Origin of the sequence: Coleofasciculaceae cyanobacterium, from assembly GCA_036703275.1 — a bacterium.
Taxonomy (GTDB): Bacteria; Cyanobacteriota; Cyanobacteriia; order Cyanobacteriales; family Xenococcaceae; genus Waterburya.
Genome location: DATNPK010000025.1, coordinates 139,392 through 160,552, shown reverse-complemented (window position 1 = coordinate 160,552; position 21,161 = coordinate 139,392). Strand labels below are relative to the sequence as shown.

At 40.2% G+C, this 21,161-nt stretch carries 19 protein-coding genes; 2 read left to right on the top strand and 17 right to left on the bottom strand.

What is annotated here, in order from left to right:
• Positions 1-23 precede the first annotated feature (23 nt).
• Both V6C71_05900 and V6C71_05895 read left to right on the top strand, forming a co-directional pair.
• Positions 24-1,952 carry a hypothetical protein gene (locus tag V6C71_05900; GenBank protein HEY9768028.1) on the top strand — a complete coding sequence of 643 codons (1,929 nt, stop codon included), beginning with the start codon at positions 24-26 and terminating at the stop codon, positions 1,950-1,952.
• A 367-nt stretch (positions 1,953-2,319) separates the two neighbouring features.
• A complete protein-coding gene (locus V6C71_05895; protein HEY9768027.1) occupies positions 2,320-3,438 on the top strand; it encodes a glycosyltransferase family 1 protein in 1,119 nt (372 codons plus the stop codon).
• A gap of 199 nt (positions 3,439-3,637) precedes the next feature.
• Here the strand turns inward: V6C71_05895 and V6C71_05890 are convergent, their stop codons facing one another.
• From V6C71_05890 to V6C71_05810, 17 genes are all read right to left on the bottom strand, one after another.
• Complete coding sequence (locus V6C71_05890) at positions 3,638-4,060, bottom strand: hypothetical protein (protein HEY9768026.1); 423 nt, start codon at positions 4,058-4,060, stop codon at positions 3,638-3,640.
• 183 nt (positions 4,061-4,243) lie between these two features.
• Positions 4,244-4,615: a hypothetical protein gene (locus V6C71_05885; GenBank protein ID HEY9768025.1), complete on the bottom strand. Its 372-nt coding sequence runs from the start codon at positions 4,613-4,615 to the stop codon at positions 4,244-4,246.
• A 40-nt stretch (positions 4,616-4,655) separates the two neighbouring features.
• On the bottom strand, positions 4,656-6,353 hold the full coding sequence (locus V6C71_05880; protein ID HEY9768024.1) for an AarF/ABC1/UbiB kinase family protein: 1,698 nt from the start codon (positions 6,351-6,353) through the stop codon (positions 4,656-4,658).
• Positions 6,354-6,601: 248 nt separating this feature from the next.
• On the bottom strand, positions 6,602-7,348 hold the full coding sequence (locus tag V6C71_05875) for an ABC transporter ATP-binding protein (GenBank protein HEY9768023.1): 747 nt from the start codon (positions 7,346-7,348) through the stop codon (positions 6,602-6,604).
• A gap of 74 nt (positions 7,349-7,422) precedes the next feature.
• Positions 7,423-7,926 (bottom strand): peptide-methionine (S)-S-oxide reductase MsrA, encoded by a 504-nt coding sequence (gene msrA, locus V6C71_05870; protein ID HEY9768022.1) that lies wholly within the window; start codon positions 7,924-7,926, stop codon positions 7,423-7,425.
• 41 nt (positions 7,927-7,967) lie between these two features.
• Positions 7,968-9,851 carry a response regulator gene (locus tag V6C71_05865; GenBank protein HEY9768021.1) on the bottom strand — a complete coding sequence of 628 codons (1,884 nt, stop codon included), beginning with the start codon at positions 9,849-9,851 and terminating at the stop codon, positions 7,968-7,970.
• A gap of 31 nt (positions 9,852-9,882) precedes the next feature.
• Positions 9,883-10,263, bottom strand: a complete 381-nt coding sequence (locus tag V6C71_05860) for a response regulator (protein ID HEY9768020.1) — start codon at positions 10,261-10,263, stop codon at positions 9,883-9,885.
• A complete protein-coding gene (locus tag V6C71_05855; GenBank protein HEY9768019.1) occupies positions 10,256-12,313 on the bottom strand; it encodes an ATP-binding protein in 2,058 nt (685 codons plus the stop codon). The genes V6C71_05860 and V6C71_05855 overlap by 8 nt, the downstream gene beginning before the upstream one ends.
• Before the next feature lie 107 nt (positions 12,314-12,420).
• The gene (locus V6C71_05850; GenBank protein HEY9768018.1) at positions 12,421-13,152 is read right to left on the bottom strand and encodes a phycocyanobilin:ferredoxin oxidoreductase; all 732 of its coding nucleotides are present in this window, start codon (positions 13,150-13,152) and stop codon (positions 12,421-12,423) included.
• A 108-nt stretch (positions 13,153-13,260) separates the two neighbouring features.
• Positions 13,261-13,575 (bottom strand): phycobilisome linker polypeptide, encoded by a 315-nt coding sequence (locus V6C71_05845; GenBank protein HEY9768017.1) that lies wholly within the window; start codon positions 13,573-13,575, stop codon positions 13,261-13,263.
• Positions 13,576-13,588: 13 nt separating this feature from the next.
• On the bottom strand, positions 13,589-14,449 hold the full coding sequence (locus tag V6C71_05840; GenBank protein ID HEY9768016.1) for a phycobilisome linker polypeptide: 861 nt from the start codon (positions 14,447-14,449) through the stop codon (positions 13,589-13,591).
• Positions 14,450-14,652: 203 nt separating this feature from the next.
• On the bottom strand, positions 14,653-15,468 hold the full coding sequence (locus V6C71_05835) for a phycobilisome linker polypeptide (GenBank protein ID HEY9768015.1): 816 nt from the start codon (positions 15,466-15,468) through the stop codon (positions 14,653-14,655).
• A 118-nt stretch (positions 15,469-15,586) separates the two neighbouring features.
• Complete coding sequence (gene cpcA, locus V6C71_05830) at positions 15,587-16,075, bottom strand: phycocyanin subunit alpha (GenBank protein HEY9768014.1); 489 nt, start codon at positions 16,073-16,075, stop codon at positions 15,587-15,589.
• Positions 16,076-16,149: 74 nt separating this feature from the next.
• Complete coding sequence (locus V6C71_05825; GenBank protein HEY9768013.1) at positions 16,150-16,668, bottom strand: phycocyanin subunit beta; 519 nt, start codon at positions 16,666-16,668, stop codon at positions 16,150-16,152.
• Between the two features lie 281 nt (positions 16,669-16,949).
• The gene (locus V6C71_05820; protein ID HEY9768012.1) at positions 16,950-17,864 is read right to left on the bottom strand and encodes a histone deacetylase; all 915 of its coding nucleotides are present in this window, start codon (positions 17,862-17,864) and stop codon (positions 16,950-16,952) included.
• A 181-nt stretch (positions 17,865-18,045) separates the two neighbouring features.
• Positions 18,046-19,794: an ABC transporter ATP-binding protein gene (locus V6C71_05815; protein HEY9768011.1), complete on the bottom strand. Its 1,749-nt coding sequence runs from the start codon at positions 19,792-19,794 to the stop codon at positions 18,046-18,048.
• A 215-nt stretch (positions 19,795-20,009) separates the two neighbouring features.
• Positions 20,010-21,152 carry a citrate synthase gene (locus V6C71_05810; GenBank protein HEY9768010.1) on the bottom strand — a complete coding sequence of 381 codons (1,143 nt, stop codon included), beginning with the start codon at positions 21,150-21,152 and terminating at the stop codon, positions 20,010-20,012.
• Between the last annotated feature and the right edge of the window lie 9 nt (positions 21,153-21,161).

Sequence of the window (21,161 nt, the reverse complement as noted above, 5' to 3'; positions counted from 1 at the left end):
AATTTTTACGATGAATTTTGATAATGTTTATTAAGAAACTAAGAACTATCGTTTTTGGTACTGGTATTTTTGCCAGCCTTGCTATGTCTGTATGTGAGCCAGAAGGATATTTTGTCTCTCCTAATGGTTCTAACGATAATCCTGGCACAATCGATCGCCCTTTTAAAACTGTTCAAAAGTGTGCTGATGCTGTTCAACCAGGAGAAACCTGCTGGTTAAGAAAAGGGACTTATCGAGAAACAATACAGCCAAAAGTTTCAGGAACTAAGGAAAAACCAATAGTTTTTGCAGCCTATAAAAACGAGCAGGTGACAATTTCTGGAGTAGAAGTAGTAAAAGACTTGTTGCCACATCGCGGTTCAATCTATCGTAGTGATGTAACTTTACCTAGTGATGGCTATAATGATACGGGCTTTTTAGCTAATCAAATTTTTGTCAACGGAGAAATGATGCCAGAAGCTCGGTTCCCCAATTTAGATTCCCAGCGAGATTTGTTGCGTCCCACATTGCTTGGTGGAGGAATAAAAAGTCAGGGAGGAACAGCCGCCACCATTGAAAACAGCGAGATACCTAGCTTGTCTGAAGGATGGGTTGGGGCGAGAGTTTGGACTAACGAATGGTATACCACCCGTACTGGTAAGATAACTGGTGGTACGGCGGAAAAATTAACCGCCCAAATGACTGCTCCTTGGGACAGGGGCGGATTTTGGTTTTATCTTTTTGGCAAATTAGAATTACTTGATGCTGAAGGAGAATGGTTTTATGACGGTAGTAGCCAAAACCTTTACCTTTGGTCACCCGATAGTAAAACTCCTCAAACAGTAGAAGCCAAACAGCGCAACTTTGCTTTCGATCTAAGCGATCGCTCTTATATTACTGTACGCAACTTAAATCTTTTTGCTAATACTATCACTACTAGCGATCGCAGTACTGGGGTCGTGATTGACGGTATTCGTGCTAAATATGTCTCCCATCACATGACCCTGCCACCTTTACCAGAATCTGAAAAAGCTGATGATTCTGACGATGCTTTATTTTTGGCTGCTCATGCTCATGATACGGGGATTCAGCTACGGGGCGATGGTCACATCTTAAAGAATTCGGTGATCGATTGGAGTTCTGGCAATGGTGTTTTACTAGAAGGGAATGATCATCAAGTAACTAATAATATTATTACTAACACTAACTATCAAGTGTCCTATGCTGCTCCTGTTCGGATCAACGGCAATGGTCATAAGATCACCTACAACACAATTAAGCGTACTGGTAGAGACGCAATTAGCTGGGATTGGCATACCGCAGGAATAGATGGGCGCAATATCGAAATTGCCTATAACGACATTTCTAACTTCGGTATGCTTAGTACCGATTTAGGTGCAGTTTATGTTTGCTGCCATGTCAATTTAGAAGGTGGCTCAATCCATCACAATTGGATTAGAGATACTCAAGCCTTCAGTCCCTTTTGGGGAACTCGCGGAATTTATTTAGACATTGAAAGTTTTAATAGCACTATTCACCACAATGTGGTCTGGAACTTAACTGGTAGTAAAGATAACTATAGCTTGGTCGCAGGAAGCCCACGGGGATACGAACGAGTATTCAATAACACTTTTCTCGGGGATGTATATTTAAATGATGGTCCTGTTGAAGCGCGAAATAATATTTTTGCAGGTTCTCAAGAAATAGTTGCCGATCAAGAGTCTAATAATCTGTTTATTGATGCAGACGTAAAATTTGTTCAACCTCCTAGCGAAGAATCTCAAGCTAAATTTACTAGATCTATGCCAAACTTTACTCCCCAAGCCGATTCTCCTGCGGTTGATGCGGGAGTGAATATTCCGCAAATTACCACAGATTTTGCGGGGAGATTTCCTGAGATTGGCGCTTATGAGAAAGATATCCCGGCTTGGAAAGCTGGTTCTAGCTTAAAATATGACCTTGAGAAGAACTAAGGTTAAATATTTATTGCCAAAAAATAGATTGGCTAGCTTTTACCTGACCCAAAACTTAAGCGATCTACATCCAGAGTATAAATAATACTAGATCCGATTAATAAAGTACTCTTGACTTAAAGTAGCTATAACTCCTCTGATGTTATCCCCTTATCCTTTAGGACTAGCTGATTCCTTTGGACTTGCCCGTGCATGATTCCCTAAAGGGTATATCCGTAGGTGTATCCTTTAGGACACCTTCGGACGATGCGAAGCGAGTGTGACCGAAGGGAATCCTTTAGGGCTTTAGTATAAGCTCCGCGTCCGCTGCATCGCTTCTGACTTACCTAACCTTAAAGTGTTCTATCCAAACAGGATTTAGTATAATATGCACGTTTTTATTGCAGCCTTACATCGACCGATTAAACCGACTGGTGTTTGCCGACACGCAGCCAACCTAGCTCGTTGTTTAGCCGACAAACCAGAAGTGACTAAAATTAGTTTAGTTGTTGGCTCTTGGCAACAATACTATTTTGAAACTGCTTTTGCTTTGGACTCTAATAAAATTAAATTAGTTAATGTCAACATCAAAAATAGTTCCGTCGTGAGAAATATCTGGTTTCTCAAAGGCTTACCTCAGCTAGCAAATCAGCTAGATGCTGATGTAGTTCATCTTTCTTTTCCTTTTCCTTTTCTGAGAGCTAAATTTAATGCTCCTGTAGTCACTACAATTCACGATCTATATCCCTACGAATGTCCTGAAAACTTTGGCTTTCCCCAAGTTTGGTTTAATCGTTTATTTTTAAAACAAGCAATTAGTAATAGTGATGGGCTGCCCTGTGTATCTCAAGTTACTGCTGACAAGTTAAAATTTTACTTTCCTAACCTCAAGCCTCAGCAAAAAGTTGAGGTGGTTTATAACTACGTAGACTTTGAGGGACTAGAAACTAAGGCTCCTCAACAGTTTACCGAACATAGTCGATTCTTCTTGTCAGTCGCTCAACATCGGCAGAACAAAAATTTAGATTTGCTAATTCAAGCTTATGCTGAACTATTAAAAACTAATAAAATTAAGCAAGATTGCCAATTAGTTATTGTCGGTACTTCTGGCCCTGAAACAGAAAATATTCAGCGGTTAATCGGACACTTGAATCTAGAAACTACAGTAAGTTTATTGTCAGCAATCGGCGATCGCGAATTGGGTTGGCTGTATCAAAAATGCCAGGTTTTTGTCATTGCTTCTTCTACGGAAGGTTTTTGTTTACCTTTGGCAGAGGCTTTATATTTTAGCGATCGCGTCGTCTGTTCTGATATTCCTATCTTTCGAGAGATTGCTAGTGCAAAATGTACTTATTTTTCGCTGAAGGGTAAAGCGATCGCTAATTTGAGTCACGCTTTAATTCAAGCTATTGAACATTCAAGCTCATTTGAGCCAGACGAGATAAAACGATTTGATAAATCGACCATAGCCCAGCAATACTTGGACTTATATCATCAAATCAAGTAAGTTTTCTCGCTATTCTAGCCTTAGGCTAGCTTTCATTGTCGATCTCCACAATGAAAATGAAAAACTTCAGTTAGAGCAATTCAGCAACCGAAGTAAAAAAATTATTTTAAAACAATAAAAAATGAGAAGCGAATCAATAAGTAGTTTACATATCAGATTAGCTTCTCAGCTTTTTTACTACTAGTAACTAAAGAAATACTTAATCCAAATATCCCATTAAAGCAGTAGTTTCATCTGACTCATTGGAAGCGACAGGGCGATTTCCCATAACATAAGAATCGCTGACTTGAAGAGTGCTAGCAGCAATAGGACGATTACCAGATATGGCTATAGAACTGCTAAATTTTATTGTTCCTTTAGAAACTGGGCGATCTGAACCGACCGAGGAATAGGTGTGAACTATCTCTAAACTACTAGGTTCAATAGGTCGATTTTGAGGTAGTAAACTCCTAGGTTGTATTGATAAAGTTAGAGCGCGATCGCTATCGTTATCTTCTTTTTTGGTCGATGCAGTTTTGTTAGGTGTTGCGCTTTTGACTGTGCTAGCTTTAGTCGATGTAGTTTTACTAGTGTCACTACTTGTTTTTGCTTGAGTACCGTTGGGTTTACTTTCTTCAGCCATGAGAATTTTCTCCTGAACTCAATTTAATAAAGTTGGTTAAGTTACTAGTTATTTATTAGTCTTATTTATTTTTAATAACTCTTTCTATTCTGACATCCTCTGGATTTGGCGACAAGAGTTACATTAATTAGAATAAGTTGTGGCTATCTTTACTATTTCTAATTGTAATTAAGTAATTAAGCATCAGTCTAGTTCCAGGGCTTTTGAGCCACCTTCTTTTAACTGCAAAAGAACATCGTTGATCTGATCCCAAACTAGTGAACTAGTAAAAAGCGTTAGCACCAGAGAGACACCATAGGAAGGAATGATCCCAAAGCCTAAGACTAACAAGCCGCCACCTAAAAACACCCATATTCCTAGACCAATTCCCCAGAAAGTAGCGGCGATAACTAAATCTTTGGTTCTATCTATTCTAAATGAGCCTGGTTGTCGAACGTTTTGATATGATTCCCGCAACTTCTGCTCTAAAAGATTTTGAAATGCTGAGCCACAGGTGATGGCAATAAACACTCCCAGAATAGCTACTAGAAAAGGTGGTTGGGGCAGATAATACATGTAATGGTTAATCTTGATTAAGAGAAGTTGCTTTACTACTTTATCTTGAAGCGGGAGCATAAGGAAGAATTGCTGCCACACTATCGGCAGAAATTTGACGGAAAGTACTGAAGGCAAGATCGATTATTTTTTGCGGTTTGATATCGTCCTGAATTAGACTCCAAAGCCTTTTGACTTCATCGGTATGAAGGCGATCGCCCTCAGTTAACGCCATGAGTAACTGTTGACGTAAATACTTTCCTTCTTCGGAAAGAAGATATTGTAAGCTTAGACGGGCGGTGGGCAAAATATCAAAATTATCATCAGAACTAGCAATTTCAATCATATTTTCCAGTCTTTTCCACTGGAATTTACCGTCTTTAATTAATACGTCGAGTAAACGCCTTCTAAGTTGAGGTGATTCTCCTGTTAATAACCTTTGTGATACATAAGGATAGGATACTTCCACAATTTTAAAATCGGGGTTTAGGCTTAGCGCTAATCCTTCTTGAGTAATTAAAGAGCGAATAATTAGGGCAAATTTAGCAGGAAGACGGAAGGGATATTCATACATCAATTCAGAAAATTCATCAGTGATGGTTTTAAAATTAAAATTGCCCACGCTTTCCCCGACTGCATTACCCAGAACAGTTTCTAAAGCCGGAATTATTGGTCGAATATCGGTATTTGGAGTCAAAAAGCCTAAATTAACAAAATCTACCGCTAGAGCTTCATAGTCACGGTTAATTAACTGCACTACTGCACTAGCAATAGTTTCCTTCATCGACTCACTAAGTTGATCCATCATGCCAAAGTCAATGTAAGCCATTCGCCCATCAAGAGTGGCAAACAAATTACCAGGATGAGGATCGGCGTGGAAGAAGCCATATTCTAGTAGCTGACGTAAACCTGAAGTCACACCAATTTTAATTAAATTATCTGCATTTAAACCCGCAGCTTCTAGCTTAGCCAAGTCAGTTAGCTTGATACCATCAATCCACTCTAAAGTTAAAACAAAGTTATTGGAGTATTGATTGTAGATTGCTGGAACTTTTACTTCAGGATCTCCAGCAAAATTTTGGGCAAATTGTTCGGCATTTTTGGCTTCGTTGAGGTAGTCTATTTCTTCAAATAATTTTGCGCCAAACTCATCAACAATTAAAGCTAAATCATGACCCAAATTGAGAGGCAACCAAGGTTCTACCCAACCAGCCAAAAGTCGCATTAAATAGAGATCGAGACTTAGCTTTGGACGTAGATTAGGACGCTGAACTTTTACTGCTACAGTTTCTCCCGTATGCAGCACCGCCTTATATACCTGACCTAAAGAAGCAGCAGCTACGGGGTTAGGAGAAAATTCTCGATAGATTTCTGTGATTGAGCGTCCTAAACCTGATTCAATAATTCTAAAAGCAATCCGATTATCAAAAGGTGGTAGCTGATCCTGTAGTTTAGTCAGCTCATCTAAAAAGTCTTTGCGAATCAAGTCTGGTCTAGTAGAAAGTGCCTGTCCAACTTTAATATATGTAGGACCAAGAGTAGTGATAATTTTGCGTAGTTGAGTAGCTCTTTTGGCTCGGTTGGTTGCTTCTGTGTTGGTCAATTTGTCTAGATAGAGGCGCAAGACAAAATTACCAAATAGCCAGATAACGGCGATCGCTCGCCAGATTACCTGCCAAGGTCTAAAACGATAGTGAGAGGCGATCGCCTCTGCATCGTAGCGTAAGGAATGACTAGGTTCTAGCTGAGAATAATTCATTGTGTTGGTTGCTGAACGCCGAAACGCACAGATAAATGCTCGCTTTTGGACTGAAACTTTTGCTTATCAACTCAAAAGATTAGTTAACTCTTCTCGTTTATCCGACAATTTGCGATCTTTACTAAATTATAAATTATATTAGTATACAAAAATACACTTTGCTTAATCAAGCATTATCTTTTACTTTGAGATTCTCTGCAACAGTAAAGCAGCTTGATTGAGGTTGTGGAATATACAGGGGAAATTTGTTAGGAGGCAACTGCTATGGTTAACATTTCCGCTGGGGTCAGATGAGAATAAACTATTTGACCATCCTTAAACCAAACTATTCTCTCGGTTAATTTAGCTACTTCTGGTTCATGAGTAACCATTACTACGGTTATGCCACTATTATGTAAATCGCCAAAAATATCCAAAACTTCTTTAGTCGTGTGAGAGTCTAGCGCACCAGTCGGCTCATCCGCCAGTAGCAGTAAAGGTTGATTGACAATGGCTCTGGCGATCGCTACTCGCTGCTGTTGTCCTCCAGAGAGCTGATTCGGGCGGTTATTGACTCTGTTACCCAAACCCATCTTGTTTAAGGCTTCTTGGGCGCGATCGCGTCGTTCACTATTAGATATTCCTGCATACACCATTGGCAACATAACATTTTCTAAGGCGCTGATTTGGGGAAGTAAATGAAACTGTTGGAATACAAAGCCAATTTTGCGATTACGAATCTCTGCCAATTGTTCATCAGCCAATCCTGCCACAGCAACATTATCGAGGTAATATTTTCCCGCAGTAGGTCGATCTAAACAGCCAATTATATTCATGACCGTAGATTTTCCTGAACCAGATGCTCCCATGATGGAGCAATATTCTCCCTGATTGATGATGAGATTGACTTTATCTAAGGCATGAACCGCAGTATTGCCACTACCGTAAACTTTTTCTACTTCTTCTAAGCGAATGATGGTTGGCTGAGATTTGGAAAACTGATTTGATAGATTCATACGCCAAGGCGATCGCCATAATTGATGTAACTTTTCTATTTTGGCAATTCTAAATGACTTCTGCGGTTAAAGTTTTAGTGAAGCTGGTGATCGAAGACTGATTGATTGCGCTTTTTCTTCAGGTATTGCTGATGATCTTCAGTCGCCAGATAGTAATCTTTAGCTGGTTTGATTTCGGTAACTAGATCTCGAGCGTATTCACCAGACTGCTGTAGCTGTAGTTTAGATTTACGAGCAATTTGTAATTGTTCTGGTGTGTGATAGAAAATTACAGAGCGATATTGTTCGCCTCGATCTGCACCCTGGCGGTTCAAACTTGTCGGATCGTGAATTCGCCAGAATATGTTTAATAACTCTTCGTAGTTGATTATTTCTCGATTGTATTCAATCTGAGCTACTTCGGCATGACCTGTAATTCTCGCTACTACATCAAGATAAGAAGGATGAGCAAAATCTCCTCCCATATATCCTACCGAGGTTTTAATTACGCCTGGCATATTGAGAAATTCGTTTTCTGTTTTCCAAAAACACCCTGCACCAAAGGTTGCTTTTTGGTTACTGGTAACGTTTGTTTGCATATAGCTTAACAGTCTCTTTAAATTTTCCTGAGTACGAGTAATTAATTGACATGAAGACGATTAAGTATTCGATGAGCAAGTTGTTGAGCAAGAACTGGTTTATTGACAAAATCATTGGCTCCGCTAGCAAATACTTCAGTCGACAAAGCGTCGTCATGATGAATACTGAGAAATAGAACTGGTAGCTTATGCCAGTAAGGATGAGTTCGTAGAACTTTGCACAGTTCAATACCGCTAAGGTGTGGCATTTCTATGTCCAACACCAACAGATCGGGAACAACGGCTTGAAGTACATCCCAAAATTGTCGCGGATCGTCTAGGGTAGTAAGTTTGAATCCCCAAGGTTTTAGTAAAGTTGGTAACACCCTCAATAATTCTGTGTCGTCATCGACAATCATGATCTTTTTCCCAAAAGATGAGTATTGTGCTGCTTTTTGACATACAGCAATAATTTGCTGGGAATTAATTGGTTGAGTAAGATAAAATTTGCCTCCATGTCTTGCTACGAGTAAACGATCTTGGAAGCGATCGCGATCGGCAATGACAATAACTGGTATTGATGGTGTTAGTAATTTGAATTCGGCAATTAAGGTTAAATATTTTTGGGTACTAGGAGATTGAGTAACATTATCCGCGAAGGTTACTTTGAGCAATACAGCATCGGGGAGTTGCTCATTTTGAGTTTGTTTTGTTTCTAGCCAATTGGTAACTTGTTCTGGAGTTGGCATTACCTTGGTGCGGATGCCTCGGTCAGTTGCTTCGGGAATTAACTGTTGAGCAAAGTTGCTATCGTTACTAATAATCAACAAGAAAAGAGAATTTTCTGCTATTTTTTTAGATATTTGACCAACAATACTTTGTTTCCTGGCTAATTCTTGCTTTAAAGCTTTTAATTTATCAGATAACAATAGTAATTCTGCTGAATTATGACTGAGATATCTTTGCAGCAGTTGTTCTATTTCTTGAGCTAACCCAGAAGCGAGATCTAGACCAAATTGTCCTAAATTTCCTGCCAAACTATGGGCAACCACAATCGCTGAGAGGCGATCGCCGACATCTAGATTGCCAACTTTTAATGAGTCGATTGCTGCTCCTAAAGTTGCTAGTTGTTGTTCTCTTTTGGACTGGTATTTTGACCAAATAGAAGTTAGAGCGGTTAGATGTTGCGATCTATGATTAAGTTTAGTGTCTGGATTTCTCCCTTGATTAATAGGCTCAACGGGTGCACTAGTTTCATGATCGCGATCTTGGGGAAAAGGTTTAAGACAATAACCCCGTCCCCTAACTGTAGTAATCAAATCATCGGGAAAACCAGCTTGCTTTAACTTGTGACGTAAACGTCGCAAATGAGAACGGACGGTGGCGATCGCTGGATATTCTGTAGATGACCATAAATGGTCGATAATGTCTTCCACACCTAAAATTTCTTGACTATGACGCAGAAATAGCTCTAGCAATCGATATTCTTTAGCAGTTAAAAATAACGATTGCCCTTGATAAGTAATTTCAGTACTGCAAGGATTTAGCTGTAAATTTCCCCAACTCAATATAGGCAAAAAATCACAGTTCAGTCGACGTAACAAAGCTCGAATACGGGCAGCTAATTCTTCAACATCAAAAGGTTTACAGATATAATCATCTGCACCAGCATCAAGACCTTTAATTTTGTTTTGACTACCACCACGAGATGTCAACAAGATGATTGGAGTGTCATAATCATGAGCGCGAAAACGTTGACACAATTCAAGTCCATCAAGCTTGGGCAAATACCAGTCGAGAATCATTAAATCATAAGTATAGGTAGAACCATAAATCCAGCCCTGTTCGCCATCGGTTGCTACATCGATCGCATAGCTCTGTTGGGATAGAGTTTTGGTTAACAGTTCAATTAAAATTTGATCGTCTTCAACTAATAATATTTTCATTTCTACCAAGTTAAATTGAACAATAGATTTACTACAGTTCCCAGCCCAGTATTTTAGCTATTTGACTAGCAAGAGTCATGGAATTAAAGGGTTTGGTAATAACATCGACTACTCCTAAATTTTGAAACTGTTTTTTTTCCTCAGCTTGAGCTTTAGCAGTTAAAAAAATTACGGGAATATTACTGGTTTTATTGTTACTTTTTAAGCGTGACAAGGTATCAATCCCATCGAGATTGGGCATCATGACATCCAGCAAAATTGCGTCGGGCCGATGGTTTTGGGCTAGATCAATTCCGGCTAAACCTGAAGAAGCAGTCGCTACTTGCCAGCCAGCTTCAATCTCAATTCCTACTTGAACTACCTCTTGAATAGTTTCTTCATCATCAATGAGCAAAATATTTTTTTTAGTCATGACGATCGCCCTCTACTTGCATGAGTTCGGGTAAGGTGAAATAAAACGTACTCCCCTGTTCTAAACAACTTTCTGCCCAAATTTGACCGCCATGTCCTTCTACAATCTGACGACAAATAGCCAAGCCTAAACCAGTGCCTCCTTTTTTACGAGAATCAGATGAGTCTACCTGTTGAAATCGCTCAAAGATTGTTTCTAAGCGATCTTGAGGAATACCTTGTCCGCCATCCTCAACCGTAAAGGTGATGTAAGAAATTGATTGATGCTTACCGTTGCGTTTTTTCTGGGAATTTATGACTGCTGACAAAACCACGGTACTATTACGAGGAGAAAACTTAATTGCATTGCTCACAAGATTAGTCAAAGTTTGGAGGATATAATCTCGATCTGCCCAAACAACAAAATTACTTGATTTTACTGATAGCTGAATTCCCTGTTCTTGAGCTAAGGTTTTCATGGCTTGGACAGTTTCAACCATCAATTCTTTAGCTTGACAAGCTTGTTTATTCATGGTGATTTTGCCTGATTGAATTCTCTGAAGATCGAGAACATTATTGACTAGATGAACTAGTCGCTCAGTCTGTTCGTCGGCAATTTTGAGCATCCGCTTTCCCTGACAAGAAAGACTGCCTAGCTTGCCAGTTGACAGAATTTTTAGAGAACTGTGAATTGAAGTTAAGGGTGTACGTAGCTCGTGGCTAACGACGGAAATAAATTCATCTTTCATCCGTTCGATGGCTTTGCGATCGCTAATATCGCTAGTCAGAGCAAAGAATCCTTGAATTTTTTTCTGTTCTTGGAGATGTGGAATATAGGTAACGCTTAATGAATGCACACATCCATCTTGTAAGATTAAGTCTCGCTCGTAAGTGACTGTTTCTCCCATGAGTGCTATCTCAACATAAGCTTGAATTTGCTGATACTCTTCTATCCCGTGAACCTGCAAAAGATGACGATCATAAATTGCTGAAGGATCGAGTCCCAGCCAAGTTTGGTAAGCTTCGTTGTTAAAGCGATAATGCTGCTGCTTGTCCACATAAGCAATCAGAACAGGCAACCCATTAGCAATCAAGCGCATTTGTTCTTCACTGTGGCGCAATGCCGCTTCTACTTTAGCGCGCTCGCTAATTTCTTGTCTCAGTTTAACGGTACGTTCGGCAACTATTTTCTCTAAATTTTCTAATAATTCGGCTTGAGACAAGGCAATACCAATTTGATCGGCTAATTGTTGCATCAATTCTTGTTCAAAGTCTGTCCACTGTCTAGTTGTTTGACATTGATGGGCAATGAGCAAACCCCAAAGGCGATCGCTATCAGTGTCAGTTTGAGATTGAAAATTTTGCAGAATTGGAACTACTAACTTGGCTTTAACCATCCATTCGTCCATAAACTCAATCAAGCATTCCGCTAAACCTGCATCGGTGGCATGAACATCAGCGATCGCCTTGACTCTACCTTTGGTATACAATTGACGATAATCTTCGGGGAATACTTCTGCAGGAAACTCTACACCCAAAATTGGCTTAAAATCTGGTAACACAGCCTCGTTAATGGGCATCCCTGTACCATTGCTAAAAACTTGATAAATTAATACGCGATCGGCTTTTAAAATTCTTTGTACTTCAGTAACAGCAGTTTGCAGAATTTCTTTGAGCTGTAGAGACTGACGAATTTTCAGGGTAACCTCAGCAAATAGCTCTGCTGCTGCCTGTAATTGAAAATCAGTAATATCTCTCAAAAGCAGCAAATTCTGGTTGGGCAAGAAATCTTTAACTTGACTATACTCAACAGTCTTAATTTCTCCCTCTGATTGTTTAATTTGAATTTCTGCTCGCTCTCGACTCTTTTGCCAATCTAGGGGAGACATTAGGAAATCGTCGAGCAATTTACCAATAAGTTTCTTTTTAGTTCCAGCAAATAATTTACAAGCAGCTGGATTAACTTCCACCATGCGTCCCTTTTGATCGACGATAGCGATCGCTTCTAAGGAATGTTTAAATACTGCCTCAAATAATGACTTTTTGGTTGGAGATTTTTTTACTCCCGCCATGATTAAATTTGTAATTATTTTTTTATAATTATTTTTATTAAAATAAGTTTAACTTGAATTAAATTTTGTTATATCAAGGCGACACTAAAATTAACCAAACAAATAATTTAGGGACAATCAAACAGCATTTGAGTTACGTAACGATCTGCCCAGGCTTTACCCATAGATTTTTCTAATACTCTGCGGGTTTTATCATTTTGCTGCTGTCGATCGCAGTAATAACGTTGTCCCGATAAAATTTGCGCCTCTTGAGCTAAGACAGCAAAACTTGCTACGGCAATGCTACAGTGCAGAGTTAAATATTGCAGAACTCGCTTTAAAAATAGCTTTTCTTCGTAGTTATTTTGGGGCTGAATAAATAAACAAAATTCAGAGAAAATATTGCCCCATGGAGGTAAAGCACGAGGTCGAGTAAAATTAATCTGGGGTAGATTAGCTAGATTTTGACTGTAAGCAGGAGCTAGAGTGCGATTACGATTGACAGGAGACAGATCGACAATTGCTGCTGCGATACCAGCCTGACTTCCCACCAAATCTACGCCAAATATAGGTAGATCGTAGTTAGTGCGGGGGAACATGACACAGTGCAGAATATCCAGGCGATCGCCGACTTGAGCCAACTCTAAATGTAACTTGCGAAATTGAGTTGTTTGATAGCAGCGATTTTCGATAATTAACTTCTCTTGTTGCAGATTTCCCTCGACGTAACCCAAGTCATCAGGAATATTATAGGGAGAAAGATCTAAGTGTCGTATCCAGTGTTCTTCAATACAGTTTGCCAACTGTTGAATCAAATAGTGTTGACGTTCTCTCAGAGAAGATTTAAATATGGCAACCATTGGCTTGTTTAGCTTACAAAATTCATAACTATTAATTCGTAGGAGCTTTATCCATAAAAGCTCCTATAATTAGTCGAGCTAACCTTCAATTACTTTGAACCCTCAAAATTAATCTCGATCTGCTGGAGAAACTTCACTTTCTTTTTGCTTGGCTTTAGTTTCTTGAGGCCTATTTGTCCGAGTTTGTTCAAAATCATCTAGAGATTGAATACTGACAATCGTTCCTCCCATTTTGCCAATACGCTGCATTTCTTCGTTCATCCGATTATAAGGAACAGAAATAAACACACTACTACTAGTACGAAGAGCATAGCTATTGCTATCGTTTTCTAGGTTTTGCTTCAATCCTGTCACTTCGTAAACAAAGGCGCGATTTTTTGAAGGAGAACTGGAACGACCGCTAATTACTGATTTTCCTAACATTTTCTCAAATCCTTTAAGCTAAAGTAACGCTGGCAACCTTGCCACCCATTTTGTTGATTTTTTTCAGAGTTGGCGTGAGCTTATCGTAGGGTACTAAAATAGCTCGGCTAACCCGACGTACCTTGGGATATCTAGGCAAATTCATCGCGGATATTTCAATCCGATAGATCCGATTATCCCGATTAGCTGTTCTAAAAGCCCGATCTGGCGTTACCCCTTTATTAGACTCTTGATAAGCCCAACCTTCACTTCCTCCAGAGGGTGCTACTACCGCTGAAGCACCATTTTGAGCCAAATCTTTTGCCAAGCGAGATGGTTTTCCTGCGATTTGAGAGCGATCGCTGTTGGCATATCCCCGATAGAGTTGGAACATTCGGGTAAAACCGACGGTTTTTTGTTGGGTTTGGGTCGTAAAACCCCTATAGTAGGGAACGATATAGTCACCGAAGTTGGCTTCGTATTCTGCTGAGTCGATATAAGAATCGATGTCGGCTTCAAAGCCTTTGTTCTGATACAGATCCAGGTGATAAATTACCTCAGATTCGTCATAGGCTGCTCGCCCTAATAAATGCTTGAGGTTTAACTCAATTACTCTGGTTTGAAAATTGTCATACAGAAATTTAGTTTTATAGAGTTCTGATTTAGCTACCGCCCGTACGAAGTCTCGTACGGTAAGCGAACCATTGCACAGTAAAGATTCTGTCGATGTCAGACGCTCGGACTGCATAATGTAATCGTTGCCCAAAACTTGACGATAAACGGCATTAATTACCGCTTTTGCTTCGTCTTGTGTCCAGTTGGGACGTAATTCTAGAGGTTCGCGATCGCTAAAAGCAGAAACTCCCAAACGAGAGGCTGCTGTGGTAATTGCCACTTGTTATTCTCCTAATTATAAATATGTATCTTGATCGGTATGATGAGGAGTCACAGTAAAGCTAAGAGCTAAGAGCTAAAAGCGACGAAGTGTGGTCTTGCGAGACAGTCCGTTGCGCGGGGAACCCGCGTTGAAGGAACTGTCGAGGGCGGGGGTTTCCCCCATGAACAACTTCGTCAAGAAGCCAAGAAGCTAAAAGCTAATCAAGCACTCGTAATACTAAGAATTCGACTACCTTGTTTATTGAGCTTTTGTAGTGTCTCCGAAAGTCTTTCGTAAGGAACGACATATTCTTGCAAACTACGACGTATTTGAGGAGCGCGTCCAATTCCTCTCTTAGTTACCCGCAAGCGATATAGATCGCCCCGTTCGGTAGTGGTAGTCCCCGACAGAGAACCATTCCCCCCTGGAAGACGCACGGGAGTTGCCATATTACGAGCCAAATCGTAGGTCAGGCGCGGGCTACCCGTGTTTCCTTGGGCGCGATCGCTATTAGCATAACCCTGATATAGTTGAAACATACGGGTGAAACCCACAGTTTTTTGTCCTGTTTGGGTTGAAAAACCGCGATAGAAAGGCACAATATTTTCGCCAAAGTTATGCACGTATTCTTCAGAATCGATATAAGAATCAATATCGGCTTCAAAGCCATGATTCTGATACAGATCTAAATGGGTTACAATTTCTGATTCATCGTAAGGCGCACGACCGAGAAGATGCTTGAAGTTCAATTCAATGGTGCGGGGATGATAGTTGTTATAAAAGAATTTTGCTTTATATAATTCTGACTTGGCTACCGCCCTAACAAATTCACGGACTGAGATCGAACCATCGGCCAATAAGGATTCGGCACTAACCAGACGTTCTGAGTTCATCAGGTAGTCATTACCTAAAATTTGTCGATAGACTGCGGAGATCGCTCTTTTTGCATCCTCTTTACTCCAGTTAGGACGCAGTTCCACTGTATTGGTATCGTCAAAGGCAGAGATTCCCAACCGTGATGCTGCTGTAATTGCCACTGGTTATACTCCTAATTTTTTTGATTGTTATGTTAAAAAAATTGCTCGAAATTACAGCCAACCATTAAACCAAAACCAGCCTAATAGTCACCTGCGATTTCGAGCTTTAAGAAAAGATCTAGCTAAGAGCGTTAATCGCGTACTCGATATAAGAGTTAGCTTCTACCGCAGGATCGCCACTTAAACCATGATTATTTTTGATATATTTGAGAGCCTCTACATACCAGCTAGGAGATAATTCAAAAGTAGAGTTGATTTCAGCAACTCCAGCAATTAAATAGTCATCCATAGGACCAGTACCACCAGCAACCAAACAATAGGTGATCATGCGCAAGTAGTAACCAATGTCGCGAGCGCACTTAGCTTTACCTTCGGGAGTAGAAGCATAGTTTGGTCCCTGCATCTGAGTAGTGTAGGGAAACTTAGTGTACACGGCTTGTGCCGCACCGTTAACTAAACTATCGGCTTGTCTAGTTAATGCTTGAGCAGCTTCTAAAGAAGCGTTAGCTTGGCGAAAACGACCAAATGCAGTTTGAATTTCGCTACTGCTTAAAAAACGACCTTGAGAATCGGCAGCGGATACTGCTTCAGTAATGGGAGTTTTCATGGGTAAAATACCTCTTGCTTTAAATTTTTACAATGTTTATGTTTAACCAAAAAATGAAACTGGGCAGAAGCAAACTAGCCTACAGCAGCAGCAGCGCGATCGAAGTAACTGGATACTTCTGACATCAAGGAACTACAATCTCCTTGAGTTACGCCATTTTTATCATTAGCAAGAGCGATCGCAGCAGCTTTCATTTTGTTCACAGCTTCCGCCACAGAACCACCAGGAACTCCCAAAGCTACATAAGTTTCACGTAAACCATTTAAGCAACGGTCTTCTAAAACACTGCCATCGCCAGAAAAAGTAGCGTAGGTGACATAGCGTAAAATAATTTCCATGTCTCGTAAACAAGCAGCCATTCGACGGTTGGTATAAGCGTTACCGCCAGGGGCAATTAACTGAGGCTGTTCGGCAAACAAAACACGAGCAGCATTAGCGACAATAGCTGAAGAATTACCAGTGATGCGGTTTACCACATCCATGCGTTTATTGCTTTCTGCTACCATATTTTTAAGAGCATCAAACTGACCTTGATTGATATAATCACCTCTAGCGTCAGCTTGAGAAATTACCCGAGTAAATGCGTCAAACATCAATATTTCTCCTAGATATTTAGTTGCACAAAATTGCTATATAAAAACTGATTCCTAACTTTCATCAGAAGTACAGATAGTTAATCCCAAAGCTCAATGCTTTGTTAAGTTTAGATCGACTCTGCTCAACACCAGTTGAAACTTTCAAGTTAGGAGATTCAGTGGCTTTTGACTAAACTTATTCAATCAAAGTTTCTGTGCAATTCTCGTGCAATAGTGTATTGAAATAATAAAGTTATATGGTTTTTTGTAACGAACAATTATGGAGATTTTTAAGCATCTTAGGGAAAAACTTCTTGCGCTGCACGATGCAGTAAGGAATGGCGATAAACTAGCGCAGACATATCTTTACCATAGCCACCACCAATTACGCTAGCAACGGGATACCCCCCAGCTTTACAGGTACTAAGAACCATTCTTTCTCGTCGATATATGCCCCAGTCAGTGAGAGATAGCTTACCTAAGCGATCGCTTACATGAGTATCAACTCCTGCATCAAATAATACTAGCTCTGGTTTTACTTGACTCAGTAAATCTGACAAATGATTGGCTAGTATTTGTAAATAACCATCATCATCTAGACCAATGGGTAAAGGAACATCAAGATCGCTCTGCTGTTTTTTGCTAGGGAAATTTGCTTCACAGTGCATGGAAAAGGTAAATACGCTGTCATCATTTTGAAAGATATAGGCTGTACCATCTCCTTGGTGTACATCACAATCGATAATTAAAATTTTGTGGACTAATCCCTGATGTTGCAGTACGCGAGAGGCGATCGCTAAATCATTAAAGATACAAAAACCAGAACCATAACTAGGAAAAGCGTGGTGTGTTCCTCCTGCGGTATTACAAGCGCAGCCATATTCGAGAGCTAATTTAGCAGCGAGTATAGTTCCACCGATGGCAATACGGGTACGATGAGCTAAGGCTAAACTCCAGGGTAAACCAATACGACGCTGGGCTTTAGATTCTAATGTTCCTTCGCAGTATGCCCGAACGTATGTGGGGGTATGAACTAGCTGAATTAATTCTAAATCGGGTAATTCTGGCTGCTGGATCTGTTCTGGTTCAACTACCCCATCTTTGAGCAGTAAGTCTCGTAGAATCTTAAACTTGGGCATGGGAAAGCGATGGGCATCGGGCAGTGGGGCAACATAATCGGGATGATAAACCAGAGCAAAACCAGACTTACCCATTAACTCAACTCCGGTAGAGATTAAATAGATGTGGATTAAATGAAGTAATAAGTTGGAATGATTTTTTGGTGTTCACGACAAAGCTTGCTGAATCAAGATATAAAAAGCAAAAATCTAAGAGCTGAGAGCCAAAAGCTATAGTAATTCAACGATCGCGCTCATATTTCAGACTAGTAATGTTTTAATTTAAGACCTCTTTTAGTTGGTGTTGTTCCCACAGAGATTTATATAGTCCCGCTTCTTGCAGTAGAATTTCATGAGTTCCATCTTGGACAATCTTGCCTTCATCCATAACTAAAATGCGATCGCAGGTGGCTGCTGCGGATAGTTGATGGGAAATAAAGATGACGGTTTTTTTAGCTCTTGTCGGAGATAGGCTATCTAAAATTTTGGTAGCAGTTTCGTTATCGACGCTGGAAAGGGCATCGTCTAAAATCAGTACTTTGGCTTCTGCTAACAAGGCTCTAGCTAGGGAAGTTCGCTGTCTTTGTCCGCCAGAAAGAGTAATCCCCCTTTCTCCAACTAAAGTTTCATATTCTTGGGGGAAAGTCAGAATTTCTGGGTGAATTTGTGCTTGTTTGGCTACTTGCTCAACTTCCGTACTTTCGCTTAATGGCTCGCCATAGCGGATATTGTTTTTAATCGTGGTGCTGAATAAAAAGCTATCTTGGGGTACATAGGCGATCGCTTTTCTCAGAGAAGCGAGATCTAGCTTAGTGACGTCGCAATCATCACAAAATAGTTCTCCGGCTGGTATATTCAGCAAGCGAGGAATGGCGTTAGCAAGAGTAGACTTACCTGAACCAATCGAACCTACGATCGCAACGGTTTCTCCTGGCTTGATGTTAAAGTTGACATCATACAGAGCTGGAGTATGAGAACCTGGATAAGTATAGGTAAGGTGGCGCGCCGTAATTTCTCCCTTAATATCTTCTAAAGGCAGGACAATCGGATTAGAACTATTTTTAATTTTGGGTTCGGCTTTGGTAATGGACTCAACCCGATCTATACTGACTTCTCCCTGTTGATAAGCGGTGATTGTAAACCCTAGTAAGGCGGTAGGGAAAACTAATCTTTCGACAAATAAAACTAAAGCAATAAAGTCACCCACGGTAATTTGACCGCTGGCGATCGCTGCTGTACCCTGCCATAAAAGAATTAAGAGGCTGACATAGGAAATTCCTTCAATAATGGGAAAAAGCAGATTTCTAATTTTGGCTAACTTGAGGTTTGCCTCTAACAACTTCTGATTTTTTTGCTTGAATGCCTCTCTTTCTTGATTTTCCTGGGCATAAATCCTAATTAGAGCCATGCCGCTCATATCTTCTTGGATTAGCTCACTGAGATCTGAAAGTTTTTCTTGAATTTCTGCCTGATAATGACGTAATTTACCGCTAAATAGCTGGACTGTAATTAGCATCACTGGATACACGGCTATCGCCAATATGGTAAGCCGAACATGAATCCTCAGCATCGCAGGAAGAGTAAAGGCATAGGCAAAAATTATATTGATAAAGCTCAACACCGCAAATCCTACCAAACGGCGGATATTATCGACATCACTAGTAGCGCGATTAATTAAATCTCCCGATGTGTTGTTAGAGAAATATCCTGGCTCTATGGTTAGTAAATGTTGAAAAATTCTTTGCTTGAGATCGAACTCTACTTGTCTTCCTACACCAAAAATTGAGGTACGGGATAGCATCCGAAAAGTCCACATAATAGCTGACAAAACCAGCAACCATAATGCAGTACGCGACAGCTGATTGAAGCTAAATTCTCCCTGTAGCTGGTCAATACTGTCTCGAATTAATAGAGGAATATAAACTCCCAACGCATTTACAATTACGAGAGCGACTGTTCCCCATAAAACCGTTCGCCAGTGGGGACGAAGGTAGTTGCCTAGTTTCTGTAGCCTTGAATTTGCCATGCTACAAATATTAACAACTTTTTCTGATGAAACCAACCATTACAGGGATGAATTTTGAATTATCAGGTCAGTGAAAATGATTTACTATTGATGCCAATTATATTTCTGATATTTGGTGGCAAAAATCTGACTCCTCAGTCTTGAATGCCAGAAAGCAAAGGAGTTTTGCCTTTATCTAGCCCTTACTTCTTATCCCTCATTCTCAATCTTTCTCATTACCTTTCTTCCATCGGAATGTAAGGAGCATTATGTTCTCCTGTATAAATTTGAGTTGGGCGGAAGATGCGGTTTACGGCTAACTGTTCTTTCCAGTGTGCCAACCAGCCTGCGACGCGAGCGATCGCAAAAATTGGCGTAAATAAATCGGTAGGAATTCCTAGTTTTCGATATACCAAGCCAGAATAGAAATCAACGTTAGGATAAATTCCTCTTTGTCCTAATTTTGCTTCAATAACTCTTTCTAATTCCAAAGCAAGATCGTAGTAATGATCGTGTCCTGTTTGATCGAATAGTTCTTCGGCTAACCCTTGTAAAATCTTAGCTCTAGGGTCTTTAACTTTGTAGACGCGATGCCCAAAGCCCATAATTTTTTGCTTATTGGCAATTAAATTTTCTATATAAGGCCGAACATCTTTTACCGAGCCAATATTTTCTAACATCAATAATACTTCTTCGTTTGCCCCTCCGTGAAGTGGACCTGCTAAAGTTCCTACAGCCGAAGCAACTACAGCATAAGGATCGGTCAGCGTAGAAGCAGTTACCATGGCTGAAAAGGTTGAGGCATTAATGGTATGTTCTGCGTGTAGCGTCAGACAGACATCGAAGATTTTTGCTTCCAAAGGATGGGGTTTTCTTTCGGTAAGCATATACAAAAAGTTGGTCGCATAATCTAAATCATCATTAGGGGTAATCGCATCGTTTCCCCGTCGCATTTGATGAAATGCCGCTACCATTGTGGGAATTTTTGCCAAAATACGTACTACTGCTCTTCTGATATATTCAGGGTCATCCAAAGCCCGACGAGCATAAAATAAGCCTAATGCTGCTGCTGAAGTTTGCAAAGCATCCATCGGATGTCCAGACTCAGGAAAACATTTCATCATGTCCCGAATACGATATTTAATGCGGCGATGATACAAAATATTAATTTCAAATTCTTTAAGCTGTTGTTCGCTAGGTAACTTACCCCAAATCAGTAGGTAGGCTGTTTCTAAAAAACTACCCCTTTTAGCTAACTCTTCGATCGCAATACCGCGATACTCTAAAATTCCTTTTTGACCGTCAACAAAACTAATACTAGATTTTGTAGCAGGTATGCCTTCTAAACCTGGCTTATATTCGCAGAATGTCGCTGTCATTGGCTTTGG

Excerpts from the sequence above, each read along its gene's own strand:
- V6C71_05900 (HEY9768028.1), top strand. The coding sequence starts at position 24 with ATGTTTATTAAGAAACTAAGAACTATCGTTTTTGGTACTGGTATTTTT.
- V6C71_05895 (HEY9768027.1), top strand. The coding sequence starts at position 2,320 with ATGCACGTTTTTATTGCAGCCTTACATCGACCGATTAAACCGACTGGT.
- V6C71_05890 (HEY9768026.1), bottom strand. The coding sequence starts at position 4,060 with ATGGCTGAAGAAAGTAAACCCAACGGTACTCAAGCAAAAACAAGTAGT.
- V6C71_05885 (HEY9768025.1), bottom strand. The coding sequence starts at position 4,615 with ATGTATTATCTGCCCCAACCACCTTTTCTAGTAGCTATTCTGGGAGTG.
- V6C71_05880 (HEY9768024.1), bottom strand. The coding sequence starts at position 6,353 with ATGAATTATTCTCAGCTAGAACCTAGTCATTCCTTACGCTACGATGCA.
- V6C71_05875 (HEY9768023.1), bottom strand. The coding sequence starts at position 7,348 with ATGAATCTATCAAATCAGTTTTCCAAATCTCAGCCAACCATCATTCGC.
- msrA (HEY9768022.1), bottom strand. The coding sequence starts at position 7,926 with ATGCAAACAAACGTTACCAGTAACCAAAAAGCAACCTTTGGTGCAGGG.
- V6C71_05865 (HEY9768021.1), bottom strand. The coding sequence starts at position 9,851 with ATGAAAATATTATTAGTTGAAGACGATCAAATTTTAATTGAACTGTTA.
- V6C71_05860 (HEY9768020.1), bottom strand. The coding sequence starts at position 10,263 with ATGACTAAAAAAAATATTTTGCTCATTGATGATGAAGAAACTATTCAA.
- V6C71_05855 (HEY9768019.1), bottom strand. The coding sequence starts at position 12,313 with ATGGCGGGAGTAAAAAAATCTCCAACCAAAAAGTCATTATTTGAGGCA.
- V6C71_05850 (HEY9768018.1), bottom strand. The coding sequence starts at position 13,152 with ATGGTTGCCATATTTAAATCTTCTCTGAGAGAACGTCAACACTATTTG.
- V6C71_05845 (HEY9768017.1), bottom strand. The coding sequence starts at position 13,575 with ATGTTAGGAAAATCAGTAATTAGCGGTCGTTCCAGTTCTCCTTCAAAA.
- cpcA (HEY9768014.1), bottom strand. The coding sequence starts at position 16,075 with ATGAAAACTCCCATTACTGAAGCAGTATCCGCTGCCGATTCTCAAGGT.
- V6C71_05825 (HEY9768013.1), bottom strand. The coding sequence starts at position 16,668 with ATGTTTGACGCATTTACTCGGGTAATTTCTCAAGCTGACGCTAGAGGT.
- V6C71_05820 (HEY9768012.1), bottom strand. The coding sequence starts at position 17,864 with ATGGGTAAGTCTGGTTTTGCTCTGGTTTATCATCCCGATTATGTTGCC.
- V6C71_05815 (HEY9768011.1), bottom strand. The coding sequence starts at position 19,794 with ATGGCAAATTCAAGGCTACAGAAACTAGGCAACTACCTTCGTCCCCAC.
- V6C71_05810 (HEY9768010.1), bottom strand. The coding sequence starts at position 21,152 with ATGACAGCGACATTCTGCGAATATAAGCCAGGTTTAGAAGGCATACCT.